This is a genomic window from Chryseobacterium capnotolerans (genome assembly GCF_021278965.1).
Lineage (GTDB): Bacteria > Bacteroidota > Bacteroidia > Flavobacteriales > Weeksellaceae > Chryseobacterium > Chryseobacterium capnotolerans.
Genome location: NZ_CP065589.1, coordinates 340,281 through 355,737 on the forward strand (window position 1 = coordinate 340,281; position 15,457 = coordinate 355,737).

The 15,457-nt window shown below is 32.0% G+C and carries 21 protein-coding genes and 1 pseudogene; 3 read left to right on the forward strand and 19 right to left on the reverse strand.

What is annotated here, in order from left to right; all coding sequences use genetic code 11:
• Window positions 1–134 precede the first annotated feature (134 nt).
• From H5J24_RS26095 to H5J24_RS01580, 4 genes are all read right to left on the reverse strand, one after another.
• On the reverse strand, window positions 135–437 hold the full coding sequence (locus H5J24_RS26095; RefSeq protein ID WP_082811358.1) for a DKNYY domain-containing protein: 303 nt from the start codon (window positions 435–437) through the stop codon (window positions 135–137).
• Window positions 438–440: 3 nt separating this feature from the next.
• Window positions 441–716, reverse strand: coding sequence for a hypothetical protein (locus H5J24_RS01570; RefSeq protein WP_141395730.1), 276 nt, complete (start codon window positions 714–716; stop codon window positions 441–443).
• Window positions 717–845: 129 nt separating this feature from the next.
• Window positions 846–1,838, reverse strand: coding sequence for a phosphotransferase (locus tag H5J24_RS01575; protein ID WP_068944695.1), 993 nt, complete (start codon window positions 1,836–1,838; stop codon window positions 846–848).
• A 200-nt stretch (window positions 1,839–2,038) separates the two neighbouring features.
• Window positions 2,039–2,548, reverse strand: coding sequence for a dihydrofolate reductase family protein (locus tag H5J24_RS01580; RefSeq protein WP_068944694.1), 510 nt, complete (start codon window positions 2,546–2,548; stop codon window positions 2,039–2,041).
• 81 nt (window positions 2,549–2,629) lie between these two features.
• Between H5J24_RS01580 and H5J24_RS01585 the strand changes: the two genes are divergently transcribed.
• The gene (locus H5J24_RS01585) at window positions 2,630–2,977 is read left to right on the forward strand and encodes a winged helix-turn-helix transcriptional regulator (RefSeq protein ID WP_068944693.1); all 348 of its coding nucleotides are present in this window, start codon (window positions 2,630–2,632) and stop codon (window positions 2,975–2,977) included.
• A gap of 136 nt (window positions 2,978–3,113) precedes the next feature.
• Entirely contained in the window at window positions 3,114–3,704 is a 591-nt protein-coding gene (locus H5J24_RS01590; protein WP_068944692.1) for a DUF6624 domain-containing protein, read from the forward strand.
• A gap of 125 nt (window positions 3,705–3,829) precedes the next feature.
• Here H5J24_RS01590 and H5J24_RS01595 read toward each other — a convergent pair whose 3' ends face one another.
• The gene (locus H5J24_RS01595) at window positions 3,830–4,354 is read right to left on the reverse strand and encodes a hypothetical protein (RefSeq protein WP_068944691.1); all 525 of its coding nucleotides are present in this window, start codon (window positions 4,352–4,354) and stop codon (window positions 3,830–3,832) included.
• A 521-nt stretch (window positions 4,355–4,875) separates the two neighbouring features.
• Between H5J24_RS01595 and H5J24_RS01600 the strand changes: the two genes are divergently transcribed.
• Window positions 4,876–5,100: a helix-turn-helix domain-containing protein gene (locus H5J24_RS01600; RefSeq protein ID WP_068944690.1), complete on the forward strand. Its 225-nt coding sequence runs from the start codon at window positions 4,876–4,878 to the stop codon at window positions 5,098–5,100.
• A gap of 84 nt (window positions 5,101–5,184) precedes the next feature.
• Here H5J24_RS01600 and H5J24_RS01605 read toward each other — a convergent pair whose 3' ends face one another.
• The 14 genes and pseudogenes from H5J24_RS01605 to H5J24_RS01665 all read right to left on the reverse strand — a co-directional run bounded on the left by H5J24_RS01605 (window position 5,185) and on the right by H5J24_RS01665 (window position 15,444).
• On the reverse strand, window positions 5,185–6,048 hold the full coding sequence (locus H5J24_RS01605) for a hypothetical protein (protein WP_068944689.1): 864 nt from the start codon (window positions 6,046–6,048) through the stop codon (window positions 5,185–5,187).
• Between the two features lie 63 nt (window positions 6,049–6,111).
• Window positions 6,112–6,753, reverse strand: coding sequence for a hypothetical protein (locus tag H5J24_RS01610; RefSeq protein ID WP_068944688.1), 642 nt, complete (start codon window positions 6,751–6,753; stop codon window positions 6,112–6,114).
• Between the two features lie 183 nt (window positions 6,754–6,936).
• The gene (locus H5J24_RS01615; RefSeq protein WP_167386976.1) at window positions 6,937–7,098 is read right to left on the reverse strand and encodes a hypothetical protein; all 162 of its coding nucleotides are present in this window, start codon (window positions 7,096–7,098) and stop codon (window positions 6,937–6,939) included.
• Between the two features lie 24 nt (window positions 7,099–7,122).
• Complete coding sequence (locus H5J24_RS01620) at window positions 7,123–7,821, reverse strand: hypothetical protein (protein ID WP_068944687.1); 699 nt, start codon at window positions 7,819–7,821, stop codon at window positions 7,123–7,125.
• Between the two features lie 435 nt (window positions 7,822–8,256).
• Window positions 8,257–8,682, reverse strand: a complete 426-nt coding sequence (locus H5J24_RS26100; protein WP_068944686.1) for a hypothetical protein — start codon at window positions 8,680–8,682, stop codon at window positions 8,257–8,259.
• Between the two features lie 164 nt (window positions 8,683–8,846).
• Window positions 8,847–9,026, reverse strand: a pseudogene (groEL, locus tag H5J24_RS01630) (chaperonin GroEL); the annotation flags it as partial.
• Between the two features lie 34 nt (window positions 9,027–9,060).
• Window positions 9,061–9,726 carry a hypothetical protein gene (locus H5J24_RS01635; RefSeq protein ID WP_068944684.1) on the reverse strand — a complete coding sequence of 222 codons (666 nt, stop codon included), beginning with the start codon at window positions 9,724–9,726 and terminating at the stop codon, window positions 9,061–9,063.
• Between the two features lie 203 nt (window positions 9,727–9,929).
• Window positions 9,930–11,555 (reverse strand): chaperonin GroEL, encoded by a 1,626-nt coding sequence (gene groL, locus H5J24_RS01640; RefSeq protein WP_068944683.1) that lies wholly within the window; start codon window positions 11,553–11,555, stop codon window positions 9,930–9,932.
• 68 nt (window positions 11,556–11,623) lie between these two features.
• Entirely contained in the window at window positions 11,624–11,980 is a 357-nt protein-coding gene (locus H5J24_RS01645; protein ID WP_068944682.1) for a four helix bundle protein, read from the reverse strand.
• A 54-nt stretch (window positions 11,981–12,034) separates the two neighbouring features.
• The gene (locus tag H5J24_RS01650; RefSeq protein WP_045500963.1) at window positions 12,035–12,313 is read right to left on the reverse strand and encodes a co-chaperone GroES; all 279 of its coding nucleotides are present in this window, start codon (window positions 12,311–12,313) and stop codon (window positions 12,035–12,037) included.
• Between the two features lie 179 nt (window positions 12,314–12,492).
• Window positions 12,493–12,627, reverse strand: a complete 135-nt coding sequence (locus H5J24_RS25450; RefSeq protein ID WP_262483571.1) for a hypothetical protein — start codon at window positions 12,625–12,627, stop codon at window positions 12,493–12,495.
• Between the two features lie 793 nt (window positions 12,628–13,420).
• On the reverse strand, window positions 13,421–13,741 hold the full coding sequence (locus H5J24_RS01655; RefSeq protein WP_232815987.1) for a DUF3108 domain-containing protein: 321 nt from the start codon (window positions 13,739–13,741) through the stop codon (window positions 13,421–13,423).
• Entirely contained in the window at window positions 13,696–14,142 is a 447-nt protein-coding gene (locus H5J24_RS01660) for a DUF3108 domain-containing protein (RefSeq protein ID WP_232815988.1), read from the reverse strand. The genes H5J24_RS01655 and H5J24_RS01660 overlap by 46 nt, the downstream gene beginning before the upstream one ends.
• Window positions 14,143–14,223: 81 nt before the next feature.
• Window positions 14,224–15,444, reverse strand: coding sequence for a dicarboxylate/amino acid:cation symporter (locus tag H5J24_RS01665; RefSeq protein WP_068944680.1), 1,221 nt, complete (start codon window positions 15,442–15,444; stop codon window positions 14,224–14,226).
• Between the last annotated feature and the right edge of the window lie 13 nt (window positions 15,445–15,457).

Genomic DNA, 15,457 nt, shown 5'->3' on the forward strand with positions numbered 1-15,457 from the left:
TTGTATCAATATAAAATAGCTGCGTTTGAGTGTAAAAGGAATATTGCCTCTGAAAAAGTATCTGTGATCAGCTCAGGTTTCGCACTATAACTCTTTTTTAACCGGATTAAACTCTATTATAGTTTCAATCTGTATTATTTATCTCTTGTTGTGTGAACTTTTTTAAGGTTCAAGATCAAATTTTTATTTTTCATTTTTAACTCAATCACTTTTCCTTCTTTGTTTTTTATCTGTTCAGTTTTTAAAGGAATGAAACCTTCAATTTTTTCAGTGGCATTAAAGAAATTACCTTTGTCAACAGCATATTTATAGTTTCCATCAATAATTTTAAAGGTATTGACATCTGCATGCTCTACTTTTGTAATCTCTCTTCCCCCACTTGTAGGTCTGGAATAGTATACATTTTTATAGTCTTTTGCAAACCAAGAGTTTCCGATCTGTTAAAATGAATCTGGATCAATTTCCTGTGAAATAACACCATTAAAATATTCAACATCTTTTAATTGTCCGTTAATATCTCTTTGCGCAGTCGTTTTTTCATAGAGAAATCCAAATTGGTTTCTATAAAACTCATTTTTAATATAAGTGAGGTGTATGCTGTCTTGTAATTCATATTGTGCGGGATATTTTTCAAATTTTCTATTATCTTGCTGCGAAATGGTTTCTGTAACTGGTTTTGAATATTCAGTTTTAGATTTATTTTCGAAGCAAGCCACGAAAAAAAATAATAAATAAAATTTTAAAATACCTCTGAAATGCATAGGATGTGTTTGGGTAAAAGATATAATTTATATTTGGTTTCACGACTTTTGTTAGCCGTTTGTTATTTTCTCATTGTAGGTTTATTATCCAATCTCAATTTTGTTGTAAATAATCCATCGTTTCAAGTTTCCAACCATTCTTTTTAAATGGTCTTCGTTCATAAAAATATTGGTCCAATAATCAAATCTATCGCACTGTACACTGATATAATAGGTCATAATGGCTAAACAGGCAAAAGGTAAAAACTGTTTTTCTTCAGTACTGATTTCAGTTATCGTTTCGTAACCTTTCAAAAAACTTTCTGCTTTTTCTTGATACTCTTCTTCGTTTAAATGGGTTGTCAGTAACTGAAACAGGAAATAAGAAATATCAAAACATAAATAGCCGTTGCCACAAAAATCAAAATCAAAAAATGTTATTTCATTTTCACCTTCAATGTGCAGATTGTCAAACCAAACATCAAGATGTACACTTCCATATCTCATGTTCTGTTGGTCAATATTGTCAATTTTCAGAGTTAAAAAAGCAGATAGTTTTTCTAAAAATTCAATTTCGCTGGTGTTTCTATTAAAGAATTCTTTTATTCTTAAAACAGGTTTTGTAAGAAGGTTCTGACTATTGTAAGACATTCTTTTGAGTTCAAAACCTTTTGTCGATTGATGAACTTTGGCTAATGCCTGTCCAATGAGAAAACTTGTTTGAGGTGAAAATTTTGCAGTCTTTACTCCTTTGGCGTATGAAAACAAAACACCAAATCTTTTTCCTTCAGGTGCTTCAATTTCTTGTACATATTCGCCCGATTTGTTGGTAATTGGATAAGCAATCTGCCTGTCATTTTCTTTTAAGTGAACCAATAATCTTAATTCTTCTTCAATTTCTGATTTTGTCCGCCAATTGTGGGTGTAAACTCTGAAAACATATTTCTGTTCGACATCCTGAACGATATACAAATGGTTCATCGCCAATCGGAAAATGCTGCATTCGGTTTTGTCGCTTAGTTTATATTTTTGTTGAATAAGTTGGCCAAGTTCATTGGGGGAAAGGGTACTGTTTATAGTCGGAAATTTCTCTGTCATTAATTCTTGTTTGTCTATGGTTGCGATTGGCTTTATGATAATGCTAACATCCAAATTTACGCATTGTGTCAATATACAATTGTGTAAATTTTATTTTAGTCCTGTTTGTTACTTGGTAGGGGCTTTATTGGTTTTGCTATTCATATTTTTTTCATCCAGAATACATCTAGAATGTATTCACCTTTTTAGCTTATTGTTATTTAGTCTTCTTTGCTTAGATGCAGTTGAATGAAACCTTCTTTAAGTTGATAGTCTTTATGTTTAAATTTTGAATTCAGTTCACTGCTGCTTCCTAAAATACCGCCAACTCCTGTGATGAGTGGATGAATATTAAAATAAATGTCCGTTACTAAATCTTTGTCTATAAAAGCATTAAAAGCACCTGTTCCACCGCCAACTGCCATTTCGTGCCAGCCTTTTTCTGCCATATATTCAATAGCTTCTTCAGGACTTTTAACCGTCTTGTAGTCTTTTGATGCGGAAGGTTTTTCAGAGAGTATTACGATTTCTATTCCGCTGAAATGGTCTCTGACTTCCTGTGGGAAGGTTAAAAAATTTTCAAAGGTTTTAAAGCCTATGACAAGGTTCCCCACTTTTTTTGCGAATGTTAAATAAAACTCCATTGCCTCTGGTGGTAATTGATGGTGTGGATTGTCGGATAATAATACTTTACCATTAGCTGAAATGTTGGCAATTACGGTTACTTTCATTTTTAATTTTTTTACCGTGTAAAATTATCTGAAAGAAACTTTACCTTTACTATCCGTTACCTTTTGGAAAGTAACAATTGTATGAGTACTAAAAAAAATGACATCAGTAAAGAACAGATCTTGGCCCTTAAAGATGCCATTGAATTATTGGGCGGCAAATGGAAATTCTGTATTCTGCATAATTTGTATCATTACGAAACAATGCGGTTCAAAGATTTGCAGGAAACAGCTCAGGGAATAAGTCCAAAAGTTTTATCCAAAGTGCTGCTGGAACTGGAAGATAATTTACTGATCACCCGAACGGTTAATAACACCAAACCTGTTACCGTTTCGTATGCACTTACCACACATGCCGAAGAAACCGAAGATGTGGTTAATGCTTTAATTAATTTTGGTTTGAAGCATAGAAAGAAAATAAAGGAGAAGTGATTTTTATATCATTAAGAAGCTGAGTTTATATCAGATCATTTTTTTTGATTTTGAGGGCTCTATTTTTTCTTATTTTTACAATTAATTTTTAACCAAAAATGGTCAATCTATTTTGGATTATGACACAAAAATAGAAATGAAAATAAAAAAAATATTATTTAGCATATTAACCGCTCTTGTTGTAATGATATCAATATTCCTTTATATGAATAGGGATAAATTTGTCTATGTAGGTTCAGTAGATATTATTGAAGTAGATTGCAGCAAAAAAAATCAAATCTTGAGCGAAGTTTTTGAAAGTGACCAAAGGATTAGAAAATCAAATGAACTCATCAAATACGCTAAAGAAGATCACAGGAATCAGGAATTAGTGATTAGCATTATTGAAAAGTGTGGTATGCCTACATTAAAGGAGGTGGATCAAAAACACATGGATGCAATCTGGTTGGGTCTGCAACATAGTACTAAAGAAATCAGAAAAAAGTATTTTCCACAAATAGAGAAAGCGGTAAAAAATGGAGACTTATCTAAACAGCAATATGCATTGATGAAAGATAGGATGTTAATGGACGAAGGAAAACCCCAAATATATGGTTCACAAATAGAAAATGGTAAATTGTATAAATTAGAAAATCCTGAAACTGTAAACGAAAGAAGAAAAGAAATGGGATTGGAACCAATAGAGGATTATTTAAAGTATTTTAATATTCAGTTCAATCCGAATTAACAACACAACATGTAATCACGTAGACGACTTTGCTCTCCGAAGTCTCCTGACTTTGGAGCTTTTTTAAGGTCTATTTTTATGTTATCGGCTCAAAGTCGGGAAACCTTGCGTAGCTGGGAAGTTTTTTATTTCTTCCTTCTCCTTTCAACAATAAGATACGCTGCATCCAGCATTTTAATCAAATGTATATAGGGGCTGATCATGTTCCTTTCCGGAAGCTTGTCATAGATACCCATTGAGAAGTAGACCATCCCGGAAATAAAATAATCAAATTCTTTGACGCTGTATTCTTTGAAAGCTTTTTTAAAGACCAGCAGCGGATTTTGGTATTCTTTCTCAGAAAGCAAACCAAGAACCAATGGTGAAACATCTTCCAACTGAGTATTGATAAACAATTTCTTTTCCTTCAGCATTAAAAAGTAGCCTGCACAGACAAATGAACGCATCGCCTGATGAAAATGATAAATGACAGAAGGTTCTTCTTTTATCCGGCTATTTCTTTTAAGGGCATAGCTCATAATGATGTTTAAAAGCTCTTTGGTAGCTATCAAGTCATTGAGCTGAAAAAATGTTTCTATCTGCTGTAACTCGTAATGCTTCTTCCGGCCTTTCCCAAGCCGGGATTGAAAGTTTGTTCTGTTTTTTTTCATGAGTGTGTATTTTTTGTTGTACGATTTTACCCGACAGTAAAGAAGTAAGCCCTGCAATGCCTGAACTTCCTGTCTATAAAAGCCGAATGAATAGGATAGAATTTGTGTTTTTCTAAAAGCCCGAAAGCCGCAATGGATTGTACACCCCATTGTACCGTATCATGATACTTTATGTTGTAAAGCAGGCTTAGAAAAAGATGATTGTAGAAAAACAGATCAGCATGAAAATAAAAACGGCATGAGACTCTACAATATCCGACTTGAGGTACTGGTATACCGTGCAACAGATAAGAGAGCCCACGCCTAGGTCGTGAGCTTCTTGCTTATCTTCTCGTTGCTTTTAAATTACCAGTTTTCAAGTCGAGATTCTAAGCAATAGCTTCTATATTTTTTTGAAGTATCGCAAAGCTACATTTATTGTAGCTTATTGTACAAATATAATATAATTTTTGAATTGTAGGTTAATTCAACTACAGTTTTTTATTGTAAACTTTCCAAATTGCTCTGATAATGGTATTGCAATGGATAGAATTGAATTTAGAATCGCTTTTGGTAAAAGAGTTGAAAAATTTAGAAAGAAGATGGGATTAAGCTATCGGGAGTTAGCTCAGAAATGTGATGTAGACCATAGCAATATCAGCAAAATCGAAAAAGGAGAAGTTGATTTAAGAATTTCAACAATTCAGGAACTAGCTAAAGGCTTAGAAGTTCATCCTCAAGAATTGTTTGATTTTAAAATAGAATAAAACTAAGCTCCGAAGTCTAAAGACTTCGGAGCTTAGTTTTATTGGATCAAAGTCGGAAAACTTTGAACAGCGGAGATTTAGAATTTATTTGTTAAATCTCATTTTGTGAACATTTAACAAATAATTTAGTGTATTTTTATACTTTGTATTATAGGTTATTTTTGGTTTGTGATAGTGTTTTTTACTTGAAATTATTAATTTATTAGCAATCAATTCTTTTTTCGATATTAGAATTTTAGTCTCAGAATTTCTTAGAGCAAAAAAAGTATATGTTAATTCAATAAATTGCATATCACTTAATTTATTAAATTCAAAATTTTGAGCAGCTACTTGATAAAATGAACTATCATCAAATGTTATAATGAAGCCTATTTTTCCGAATTTAAAACTCGCTGTTTTAAAAAATGAGTGTGAGTGATAATCATAATTTTCAGTTTCAAAACTTGTTATAAACAAAGACCAAGGTTTTCTATTTTTTAATTCAGTTTCATAGAAAATAGAATGAAGTAAAATAAATAGGGGTAATAATTCTTTAACTTGATCAAATGAAAGTATTTTTTCACCTACTTTTTTAATGTCTTTTTCAAGTGACATTTCTTTCAAAATAGTACCAAGCATTATTTTCAATGTCCATTGGGCAATTATTAATTCTTCTGCTAGCGATAAATTTTTAAAAGAATTATCTAAAATTGAAATGAAAGTTTCCTCAATTTGGCTCAGTATAGAATTATTACAATTCTTACACGCTGGGATTGTAAGTTGCTTATATCTTAAATTTGTATGGTTTCCAAGTTTCATTCCATCATCATCGTGATTAAATTTTTTAAATAACCATTTAGGTATTACATGTTCCTTTGAAGAATTGGATTTGTCTAAAGTACAAAAACATAAAAAACATTTGCTTTTGAGGTTTTGTAAATTATTTAAAATATTGTCAGATAAATTCATAGATAATATTAAAACTTATAGGTAATTTGCTTTCAGAAGTTTATGAAATTGTGAATTATTTATTTATTTTAAATATTTTCTAATATAGATTCCAGATCTAGAAATACTATATTTTATTTGTGCTTTTTCATGAGTGATTAATCTATTTTTATTAATTTCATTTAATGGATTTTTATATTCTTGATTGATTAATCCAGTATTTAAATAATTTTCAATGTTGGAATTGATATAACTTTCAATAAAAGATTCTTTAATAAAAAAATTTAAATCAATAATATTAGTTTTATTAATACAATCTACACATCTAATAAAATCTACATATTCAAGTTCCTGTTCTAAAAACCATTTGAACAAAATTCCAATATATTCAGCTTTTTCACAGTCATCAGTTTCATTAATAATATATAATAGTTTTTCACCTACTTTAGTTTTATAGTTTTCATTTTCATCTATTTTATTAATTTCTTTTTCTCTATCTTCTGGCTTTGTATCTTCAAGCTGTTTTAAGAATGTTAATAATTTCTTTGTATAAAGTCTTTCTTGAATTGTATTGCCGATATTAATTACCTTAGATACTAATCCCAAAATTGGAATATCTTTTATTATACCACTTTCTAAGAATGAGTCTAAAAAAACTTCATTAATATCAGTCACTAAACCTTTAAGATTCTCGTCTTTAATAATTTTGCTAATTTCAGTTTTCATTTATGGTCTATAGTTGATTAAAAGTTTAAAGGAGTAAATTACCTTTATTTACTCTATGATTTTATATCATTAAATATATTGATAAATTAATAACATTTCTTTACGGAAAACCATAAAGACAAAAAAACCGCTCCACAAAAAGCAGAACGGTTTATATATTAAATTTGTCTTAGCGACTTGCTACTACATCATTTCTGGCATTCCACCACCCATTGGCATAGCTGGTTCAGCGCTCTTTACTTCAGTGATAACACATTCAGTTGTTAAAAGCATTCCAGATACAGAAGCTGCGTTTTCAAGGGCAACTCTTTCAATTTGGTTGAACCCCGCATTTTGCCAATACAACGTTAGCAGAAGTTTTTTTTATGGTTAATGGATTGCAATTAATTTTTTTGTTTTACGATCATAACTTAAAATCATTGTTACTACTTTTTTGTCAAAAAGTAATACTTCTTTTACATTTATAAAATCTCCACGATATTCAGATTTATGGAAACTAAATCCTTGATTTTGAATTTGTTTAATATCTCCAAATTCTGATATTCGTTGATCAAAGACATTTTTTAATGAATTTTCAGTAACACCAATTTCTCCATTTTGAGTTGCAAGAGATTTATAATCAGCATCTCTAATAAGAGATTTATAATCAGCATCTCTAATAAAATTATTTGTTTTTTCAATTTCAGGATATAACTCTTCAATTTCTTTCAATTCTGTGGTGGAAAAATTATATTCTTGAGAAGTTCCATTATCTAAATCGATTTTAACTTGTATTTCATTATAATTTGACTTCTCATCTTTTAAATTGGTGTAAAATATATAAGCAATATTTCCAGCTTGCTCTGTTAGATATCTTTGTTCATTATTCAATAAATCACTTTTACTTACTTGCAATTCAAAATAATTTGCTTTTTTTCCATTTGCGATTTTAAATCCTATTGAACGATTTACTTGCCCACCATAAAATTGAAGAACTTTATCAACCGCTTCAACTTCAGTTTTAGAAACTCCAATTTTGTTACAAGAAAAAATAATTAATAAGATTAAAATTTGTAAAATTTGTTTCATTACGCATTATTGGTTTAAAATTTCTGCTAACATCCAAATTTACGTATTGCGCAAATATCACATATATATTATTGCGCTTATTTCATATGTGTATTGTACAATTGCTTGTTAAACAGCGGTTTATTTTTAGTTGTTTTTGGATAAACGCAATAGTATATAATAAATTATAAACAAAGGAGTTATTTACAAAATAAAAAACCGCTCTACAAAAGCAGAACGGGTTATATATTAAATTTGTCTTAGCGACTTGCTATTACATCATTCCTGGCATTCCACTACCCATTGGCATAGCTGGTTCAGCGCTCTTTACTTCAGTGATAACACATTCAGTAGTAAGAAGCATTTCAGATACAGAAGCTGCGTTTTCAAGGGCTACTCTTGTTACTTTAATTGTGGAATTGATAACCCGTAAGATTTTGAATAATAGTACTTTCCTTATTCGTTAATAAATATAATAAGTTTGCCATCAGCTGTTTTTGAAATAATTGTATCATTCCTTTTTTCCGTAATATTATATTTTCGTGAATTGAATTTAATGAATTCTTCGTTTTCAAAGTATTTTAATATGATATCTCCTTTTTGATCATTACTATAATTCATTTCAAAAGGAAATTGAAATTTTTGAACAGCAAAACCTTCGCTGGCTACAAACCAATATTCACTAAGTATTTTATACTTGTATTTATATTTTTGTGTAATAAGGTATTTTTTGTTTTCAAATTTTATGAAGCAGTTTGGGGGATACATGTTTTCATAATTTGCATTAAATTCAGCACTTTCAACAGTTAATTTTAACTTTGTACTTATTAAAATTCCGGCGAAAATTATAATTAACAAAAATAGAGTTTTAAAAAATTTCATTCAATGGTTTGTTTTTGAGATGCTTATGCTAACTCACAAATATATAAAAACAACCTTAATACAAATAAATAAAATTTTTATAATGAGTTGCTGAATTTCAAACAAAAAACCGCTCCACAAAAGCAGAACGGTTTATATATTAAATTTGTCTTCGTGACTAGCTATTACATCATTCCTGGCATTCCTCCACCCATTGACATAGCTGGTTCAGCGCTCTTAACTTCAGCACTCTTAACTTCAGTTGTTAAAAGCTTTCCAGATACAGAAGGTGCGTTTTCAAGGGCAACTTTTGTTACTTTAGTTGGATTAATGATTCCTGCTTCAAGCATTTGAACATACTCACCAGTGGCTCTGTATTTTGCTAATGCTAAGTAGTTTTTATTCATTGGTAAAAGGAAGTTTAAAAATTTTCACATTATTTAAGCCTCCATTTTCAAAATATTCAGTTTGTACAACAAAGTATGTTGGAGAATTTTCAATTACATTGAAAATTAGTGATTTATTTTTGAGATATGTTTCATCATAATTACTATTTGTTTCCAGCAGATTTAATTTGTAGGTACATTTATCAGTCCATTCAATTTTATTAATTGTATAAACATTATTTTTTCTTGTTTCGATAACTTCATTTTTTGTAAATGTCAGATACGATTTTTCTCTTTTTTGCAGCGTTTCATAATAGTAAATTCCTGTTTTAATATCGTCACAATTAGAGATGCTTTCTTGTTTTTCGCGGATAAATTCTTTTTTTCTGTAATCTAAAAAACTTTTACAATTACTTAATAAAAGTCCTTCGATAGAAACGTAATAATCTTCAAAGTCTTTTGTACTTGTATTCTGAGGAGAATTAAATTTTTGAATGATTTCAGTATCATTATTTTTAAAACTTTTTCGGAAACACTCATCCAATTTCTTTTCGGGATCTTTTAGTTTCTCTACATCCCCTAAACAGGTACAAATTTCGTTTGAAATTTTTTTCTCTAAATTTTGAGAAAATAAGCTAATTGAGCTAATCAATAATGTAAATTGTAGTATACGTTTCATTCTGGTAAAATTGCAGATAGCATTCAAATTACAGATTGCATAATATACAATTGTGCTAATCTTGTTTAGATTCTATCTATTTTTTTGGTTATTAATTAAAAATCTAAATATACTATTTTACTAATAAAATCAGAATTAAACAAAAAAACCGCTCTACAAAAGCAGAACGGTTAGTATATTAAATTTGTCTCAACGACACGTTGTTACATCATTCCTGGCATTCCACCACCCATTGGCATAGCTGGTTCCGCGCTCTTCACTTCAGTGATTACACATTCAGTTGTAAGAAGCATTCCAGATACAGAAGCTGCGTTTTCAAGGGCAACTCTTGTTACTTTAGTTGGGTCAATGATTCCTGCTTCAAGCATGTTTACATACTCGTCAGTTTTCGCATTGTATCCGAAGTCACCTGTTCCTTCTGCTACTTTAGCAACGATTACAGAACCTTCACCTCCTGCGTTAGCAACGATTTGTCTTAATGGCTCCTCGATAGCTCTCTTAACGATTTTGATCCCTGTAGTTTCATCAGAATTGATTCCTGTAAGGTTATCTAAAGCTGAGATTGCTCTTACTAAAGCAACACCACCACCTGCAACAATACCTTCTTCAACAGCTGCTCTTGTAGCGTGAAGGGCATCATCAACTCTGTCTTTTTTCTCTTTCATTTCAACTTCAGAAGCAGCACCTACGTAAAGTACAGCAACACCACCAGCTAACTTAGCTAATCTTTCCTGAAGTTTTTCTCTGTCGTAGTCAGAAGTTGTAGTTTCCATCTGAGCTTTGATCTGAGCTACTCTTCCTTTGATTTTCGCTTCGTCACCACCACCGTTTACAACCGTTGTGTTGTCTTTGTCGATCGTTACTTTTTCAGCAGTTCCAAGCATATCTAAAGAGATGTTTTCCATAGTGAAACCTTGCTCTTCAGAAATCACCTGTCCACCTGTAAGGATCGCGATATCTTCTAACATTGCTTTTCTTCTGTCTCCGAATCCTGGAGCTTTTACAGCAGCAATTTTAAGAGAACCTCTTAGTTTGTTGACTACCAAAGTAGCTAAAGCTTCACCTTCAACTTCTTCAGAGATAATTAATAGAGACTTACCACCTTGTGCAATAGGCTCAAGAACTGGAAGTAATTCTTTCATTGAAGAAATTTTCTTCTCTACTAAAAGGATATATGGGTTTTCTAGTTCAGCTAACATTTTCTCAGGGTTAGTCACGAAGTAAGGTGACTGGTAACCTCTGTCGAACTGCATACCTTCTACAACGTCAACTGTTGTATCGATACCTTTAGCTTCTTCTACAGTGATTACACCTTCTTTTCCAACTTTTCCGAAAGCTTCAGCGATTAAAGCACCGATAGTTTCATCATTGTTAGCAGATACAGAAGCAACTTGCTTTACTTTATCTGTAGAATCTCCAACAGCCTGAGACTGTGCTTTAAGGTTTTCAACAACAGCAGTTACTGCTTTGTCAATCCCTCTTTTAAGATCCATTGGGTTAGCACCAGCCGCTACGTTCTTAAGACCTTCTCTTACGATAGCTTGTGCTAAAACAGTAGCGGTAGTAGTACCGTCTCCTGCAATATCATTAGTTTTGGAAGCCACTTCTTTTACCATTTGAGCTCCCATGTTTTCTACCTTATCTTCAAGTTCGATTTCTTTTGCTACAGAAACACCGTCCTTAGTTACGTGTGGAGCACCGAAAGATTTTTCGATAACCACATTTCTTCCCTTAGGACCTAAAGTTACTTTTACTGCATTAGCCAATGCATCTACACCTCTCTTTAAAGCGTCTCTTGATTCAATATCGAATTTTATTTCTTTTGCCATGTTGTTTAGCTTTTGGCGACTTGCTTTTGGCTTTTGGCTTTAGCAATTCGCGTGTTTAATTTTATTTTTTAATTTACGTTGAGCCTGTTCCATAGAGTGACAAGCTTCTTTTTGAGTATTGTTAACTCTTCCAAGAGATTTTGATAATCATTTTCATGAATGTATCCTAAGTCTTTTGCAAGAATTAATTGGTTTTCAGCTTCGTTGGATGATCCCAGAGCAATATTGATGAAGTTGGCAAATTCTTTATCTGAATTTCTGCCGCTTCCTTCTGAAATATTATATCCAATAGATGCAAATGATCGTCTGATCTGAGAGGTCAGTCCAAAAATTTCTTCTTTCGGAAAGTTTTTGGTTGAAGTGTAGATTTTTAAAGTCAGTTGATGACTCAATTGCCAAACTTCAAATTTTTTAAAATCTCTCATCAATTAATTTCTATGCAGAAATAAGCCATTTGCAAGAAGCCAATAGCCAGCAGCTTACCCTATAATTCCTAATAAGTCAGCTTCTTTTACAATTAAGTAATCTTTACCTTCTAACTTCAATTCAGAACCTGAATATTTTCCATAAAGAACTTTGTCACCTACCTGAACAGTTGTAGGCTCATCTTTTTTACCTGGACCTACTGCCACTACAGTACCTTCTTGCGGCTTTTCCTTTGCAGTATCCGGGATAATGATTCCTGAAGCTGTTTTAGTTTCTGCTGCGATTGGCTCTACCAGAACTCTGTCTGCCAATGGTTTAAAGTTTACTGACATAATATATTTATTTTTTAATTATTTCTGTGTTGTAATTCTCTAAATGTATGCCATGAGACGGTGATGGCTGAAATGGCAGACTTTTATGACGGAATGTGAAAATTTGGCAGAAAAATAAAAAGTGAAAGCCGGAAATTTCCGGCTTTTATTCTAGGTGTTTAATTTTTATAGATCCTGTTTTATGGGCAGTACTGCCCGGGTCCGATCCATAGAATACATTGTCCTTTGTAATTGTACTCACAGCAATAACGTCCTGCTGCACCGCCATTGATGGATTTCTGAGCATCTCTGCTTAGTAATTTTGCATTTTTCATAGTTAATAATATTTAATTTGTATACTTCCTGAACGTTTAAAGTCAATCAGGATTTTGACATTTGGTGTTAAAAAGTAGATCAAAGATAAGTTTTTTCTACAATATGTGATATATTTTAAATGTATTTTTTTGAAATTAATGAGTTGGTTATCAGTTGATAGGTGTTCTTTTGGTTATTTTTTTAATAGTGCTAAATGATAAGCCTTGTTGATACTTAGAATATAAAAAAAACAAAAGCCGGAAATTTTTCCAGCTTTTATATTATTTGTTATTGTAAAATTTATCTATGGACAATATTGTCCAGGTCCAATCCATAAGATACAATTGCCATTTCTGTCTTTTTCGCAGCATTTGATTCTGGCTGTAACAATTCCTCCACAAATAGCTTTTTGGACATCTCTGTTTAATAGTTTTGCATTTATCATAGATATGATGTTTAATTTATACGATCTCCAAGTTTTTTTTATTGTACTAAGAATAATATTTTTATTCTATGGACAAAATTGCCCCGGCCCGATCCAGCGGATACATTTCATATTGTCATCATAATCACAACAAACAAGTTTGGCTGCCAATGATCCTCCATGAATGGATTTCTGTGTGTTTCTGTTTAATAACTTTGCATTTTTCATAAATAATACCTTTGTTTTTCTGGTTCCTGAACATTTAATGTCAATCAGGTTTTTTTGACAGTTGGTGTTTTATTGTTGATTCAAAGGTAAATGTTTTTAATACAGGTTGTTAAGTTGTTTGTAGACTGGGAAATGTTATTGATATTTCGAATGTCTGTTTTTTACGAGGTTGTTTCTATAAACATTTTTCTACCACTCATATCCATTTCCTGTTTTACAATTTTTCTTGTTACAGGATCAATATAGTAGGTGGTGGTAGTGGTTTTGCTGCTGATATCATCATTTGTTTTCATAACCCAGACCGCTTTTCCTTTATATTCTGACTTTTGGGTATCTAAAATATAAGCTTTCATCATTCCTTTTTTCTCGGATTTTGGATTGTAGTCGAAAATAGAAATTTCGGCAGAATAGTGTTCTTGTAATGGAAGAAATCTTATCAGCGTTGCATAGCTGCTGCTGTCAAAATATTGAGTTGCTGGCATATCAATATTATCTTTTTCTGCGACTTTTTATCCAGATAATATCCGGTCACTTTATCTTTACCGGACTTCAGAACCATATCTCGCATAGAGTTGTAAGAAGAATGATATTCCGGGGTGAAATTTGAGGTTTTTACAATCGTAGAATCTGTCCATTGAGCATCAGGAGCTTGTTTCATTTTCACTGTTGTTTTGATGAGAAGTTCTGTTGAGTTTAATTTTTTTAGCTCAGTAATAATACTTCCGATTTCTATTTTTGTACCGGCATTTTCAGCATACCATACAGATTCTGATGTTTCATCTTTGACCCATTTAGAATTGATCTGTACATTTTCTGGGGTAAGAAGCTGCTGTGAAAAAAGATTCAAGCTGCTTACTAATAAAAGGAATAAGAATGTTTTCATGATCTTTTTATTAGTTAGTTGTTCTGAAATTCAAAAAGTTACAAGATTGGGTGAATTTTGAAAAATAATTTTTAAACACCATTAAGCAGAAACTTTTTTGCTTTCCTGCTGTTGATTGATCTTTGAAATAATAGCTCCGGAAACGGCAATTCCTATAAAGTTGGTCACGGATCTGGCTTCATTCATAAAACGATCCACACTATAAAGAAGAGCAATATCTGTCAACGGAATTTTTCCGAATCTGTTCAGTGTGAAAATAAGTGCCAAAAATCCAGAGCCTGGAACACCGGAAGCGGTTTTTGAAGTAATAGATATGATGATGAAAAGCCACAGATAATCGTTGAAGCTTAAAGAGATCGTATAAAACTGAACCAGAAAGCAGCAGGTCACAGAAAGATAGATACACGCTCCGGCAAGGTTAAAATTATATCCTAAAGGAATAATAAACCTTAAGATTTTCCTGCTGTATCCTTCAGATTCCATTTTCTCAAAAATAAGAGGAAAGGCTGTTTTAGAAGATGAGGTACTGACCACCAGGATAATTTCTTCTTTGATGTTCAGTAAAAATTTCCAAAGATTGAATTTGAAGAGCCAAGAAACAACCCCAAGAATTCCAAGAATGAAAACAATATCGGCAATATATACCGTGGCAACTACCTTACTCAAAGGGAGAAGGGTATTGATGCCATATACGGCAACACCATAGGCTATATTACAGAAAATAATGAGGGGAAGAATGATGTAAAGATACTTAATGACCGTATAAAATATATTCACGCCCTGATCCAATATATTAAGAAATTTTTCTTTTTTTGATGAAAGATTCATGGCAATACCGATCACAATGGAGAGGAAAAGAAAAATACCATGCCTGTTGATATAGATAAGATTGGGTAGACTATCATTTTTGATTTCAAATGTCTTGGGTAAGGATGTCTTGATCCTGGTAATGTCAATTCCTGTATCAGAACCGGGCTGCATTATTAATCCAAATGCAAAGCCTACTATAATCGCGGCTGAAGTGATCACTAAGAAATATAAAATAGTCTGCCATACAATATTACGGGCGTTTTTGAGCTCAGACAGCTGGCTGATTCCATAGGCGACTGCCATAAATATAACAGGGAGGATCAGGGTTTCCAGGATCATGAAAAAATACCGGCTCACCATTCCCAGTTTTATACTTTCCTCAGGAAGGTAATGGCCAGCCAATACTCCTCCTATCATTGCTGTAAATACATACAATGTAAGATTTTTAAGGTATTTTCCGGTAAATGTTTTCTGAGGCTGTAAAAGGTTCATCGGGAAAAATAAG

Excerpts from the sequence above, each read along its gene's own strand:
- H5J24_RS01660 (WP_232815988.1), bottom strand. The coding sequence starts at position 14,142 with ATGAAAACATTCTTATTCCTTTTATTAGTAAGCAGCTTGAATCTTTTT.
- H5J24_RS01665 (WP_068944680.1), bottom strand. The coding sequence starts at position 15,444 with ATGAACCTTTTACAGCCTCAGAAAACATTTACCGGAAAATACCTTAAA.
- H5J24_RS01595 (WP_068944691.1), bottom strand. The coding sequence starts at position 4,354 with ATGAAAAAAAACAGAACAAACTTTCAATCCCGGCTTGGGAAAGGCCGG.
- H5J24_RS01600 (WP_068944690.1), top strand. The coding sequence starts at position 4,876 with ATGGATAGAATTGAATTTAGAATCGCTTTTGGTAAAAGAGTTGAAAAA.
- H5J24_RS01580 (WP_068944694.1), bottom strand. The coding sequence starts at position 2,548 with ATGAAAGTAACCGTAATTGCCAACATTTCAGCTAATGGTAAAGTATTA.
- H5J24_RS01635 (WP_068944684.1), bottom strand. The coding sequence starts at position 9,726 with ATGAAACGTATACTACAATTTACATTATTGATTAGCTCAATTAGCTTA.
- H5J24_RS01575 (WP_068944695.1), bottom strand. The coding sequence starts at position 1,838 with ATGACAGAGAAATTTCCGACTATAAACAGTACCCTTTCCCCCAATGAA.
- H5J24_RS01610 (WP_068944688.1), bottom strand. The coding sequence starts at position 6,753 with ATGAAAACTGAAATTAGCAAAATTATTAAAGACGAGAATCTTAAAGGT.
- H5J24_RS25450 (WP_262483571.1), bottom strand. The coding sequence starts at position 12,627 with ATGAAAAATGCAAAATTACTAAGCAGAGATGCTCAGAAATCCATCAAT.
- H5J24_RS01650 (WP_045500963.1), bottom strand. The coding sequence starts at position 12,313 with ATGTCAGTAAACTTTAAACCATTGGCAGACAGAGTTCTGGTAGAGCCA.
- H5J24_RS01585 (WP_068944693.1), top strand. The coding sequence starts at position 2,630 with ATGAGTACTAAAAAAAATGACATCAGTAAAGAACAGATCTTGGCCCTT.
- groL (WP_068944683.1), bottom strand. The coding sequence starts at position 11,555 with ATGGCAAAAGAAATAAAATTCGATATTGAATCAAGAGACGCTTTAAAG.
- H5J24_RS01655 (WP_232815987.1), bottom strand. The coding sequence starts at position 13,741 with ATGCCAGCAACTCAATATTTTGACAGCAGCAGCTATGCAACGCTGATA.
- H5J24_RS01590 (WP_068944692.1), top strand. The coding sequence starts at position 3,114 with ATGAAAATAAAAAAAATATTATTTAGCATATTAACCGCTCTTGTTGTA.
- H5J24_RS26100 (WP_068944686.1), bottom strand. The coding sequence starts at position 8,682 with ATGAAATTTTTTAAAACTCTATTTTTGTTAATTATAATTTTCGCCGGA.
- H5J24_RS01605 (WP_068944689.1), bottom strand. The coding sequence starts at position 6,048 with ATGAATTTATCTGACAATATTTTAAATAATTTACAAAACCTCAAAAGC.
- H5J24_RS01645 (WP_068944682.1), bottom strand. The coding sequence starts at position 11,980 with ATGAGAGATTTTAAAAAATTTGAAGTTTGGCAATTGAGTCATCAACTG.
- H5J24_RS01620 (WP_068944687.1), bottom strand. The coding sequence starts at position 7,821 with ATGAAACAAATTTTACAAATTTTAATCTTATTAATTATTTTTTCTTGT.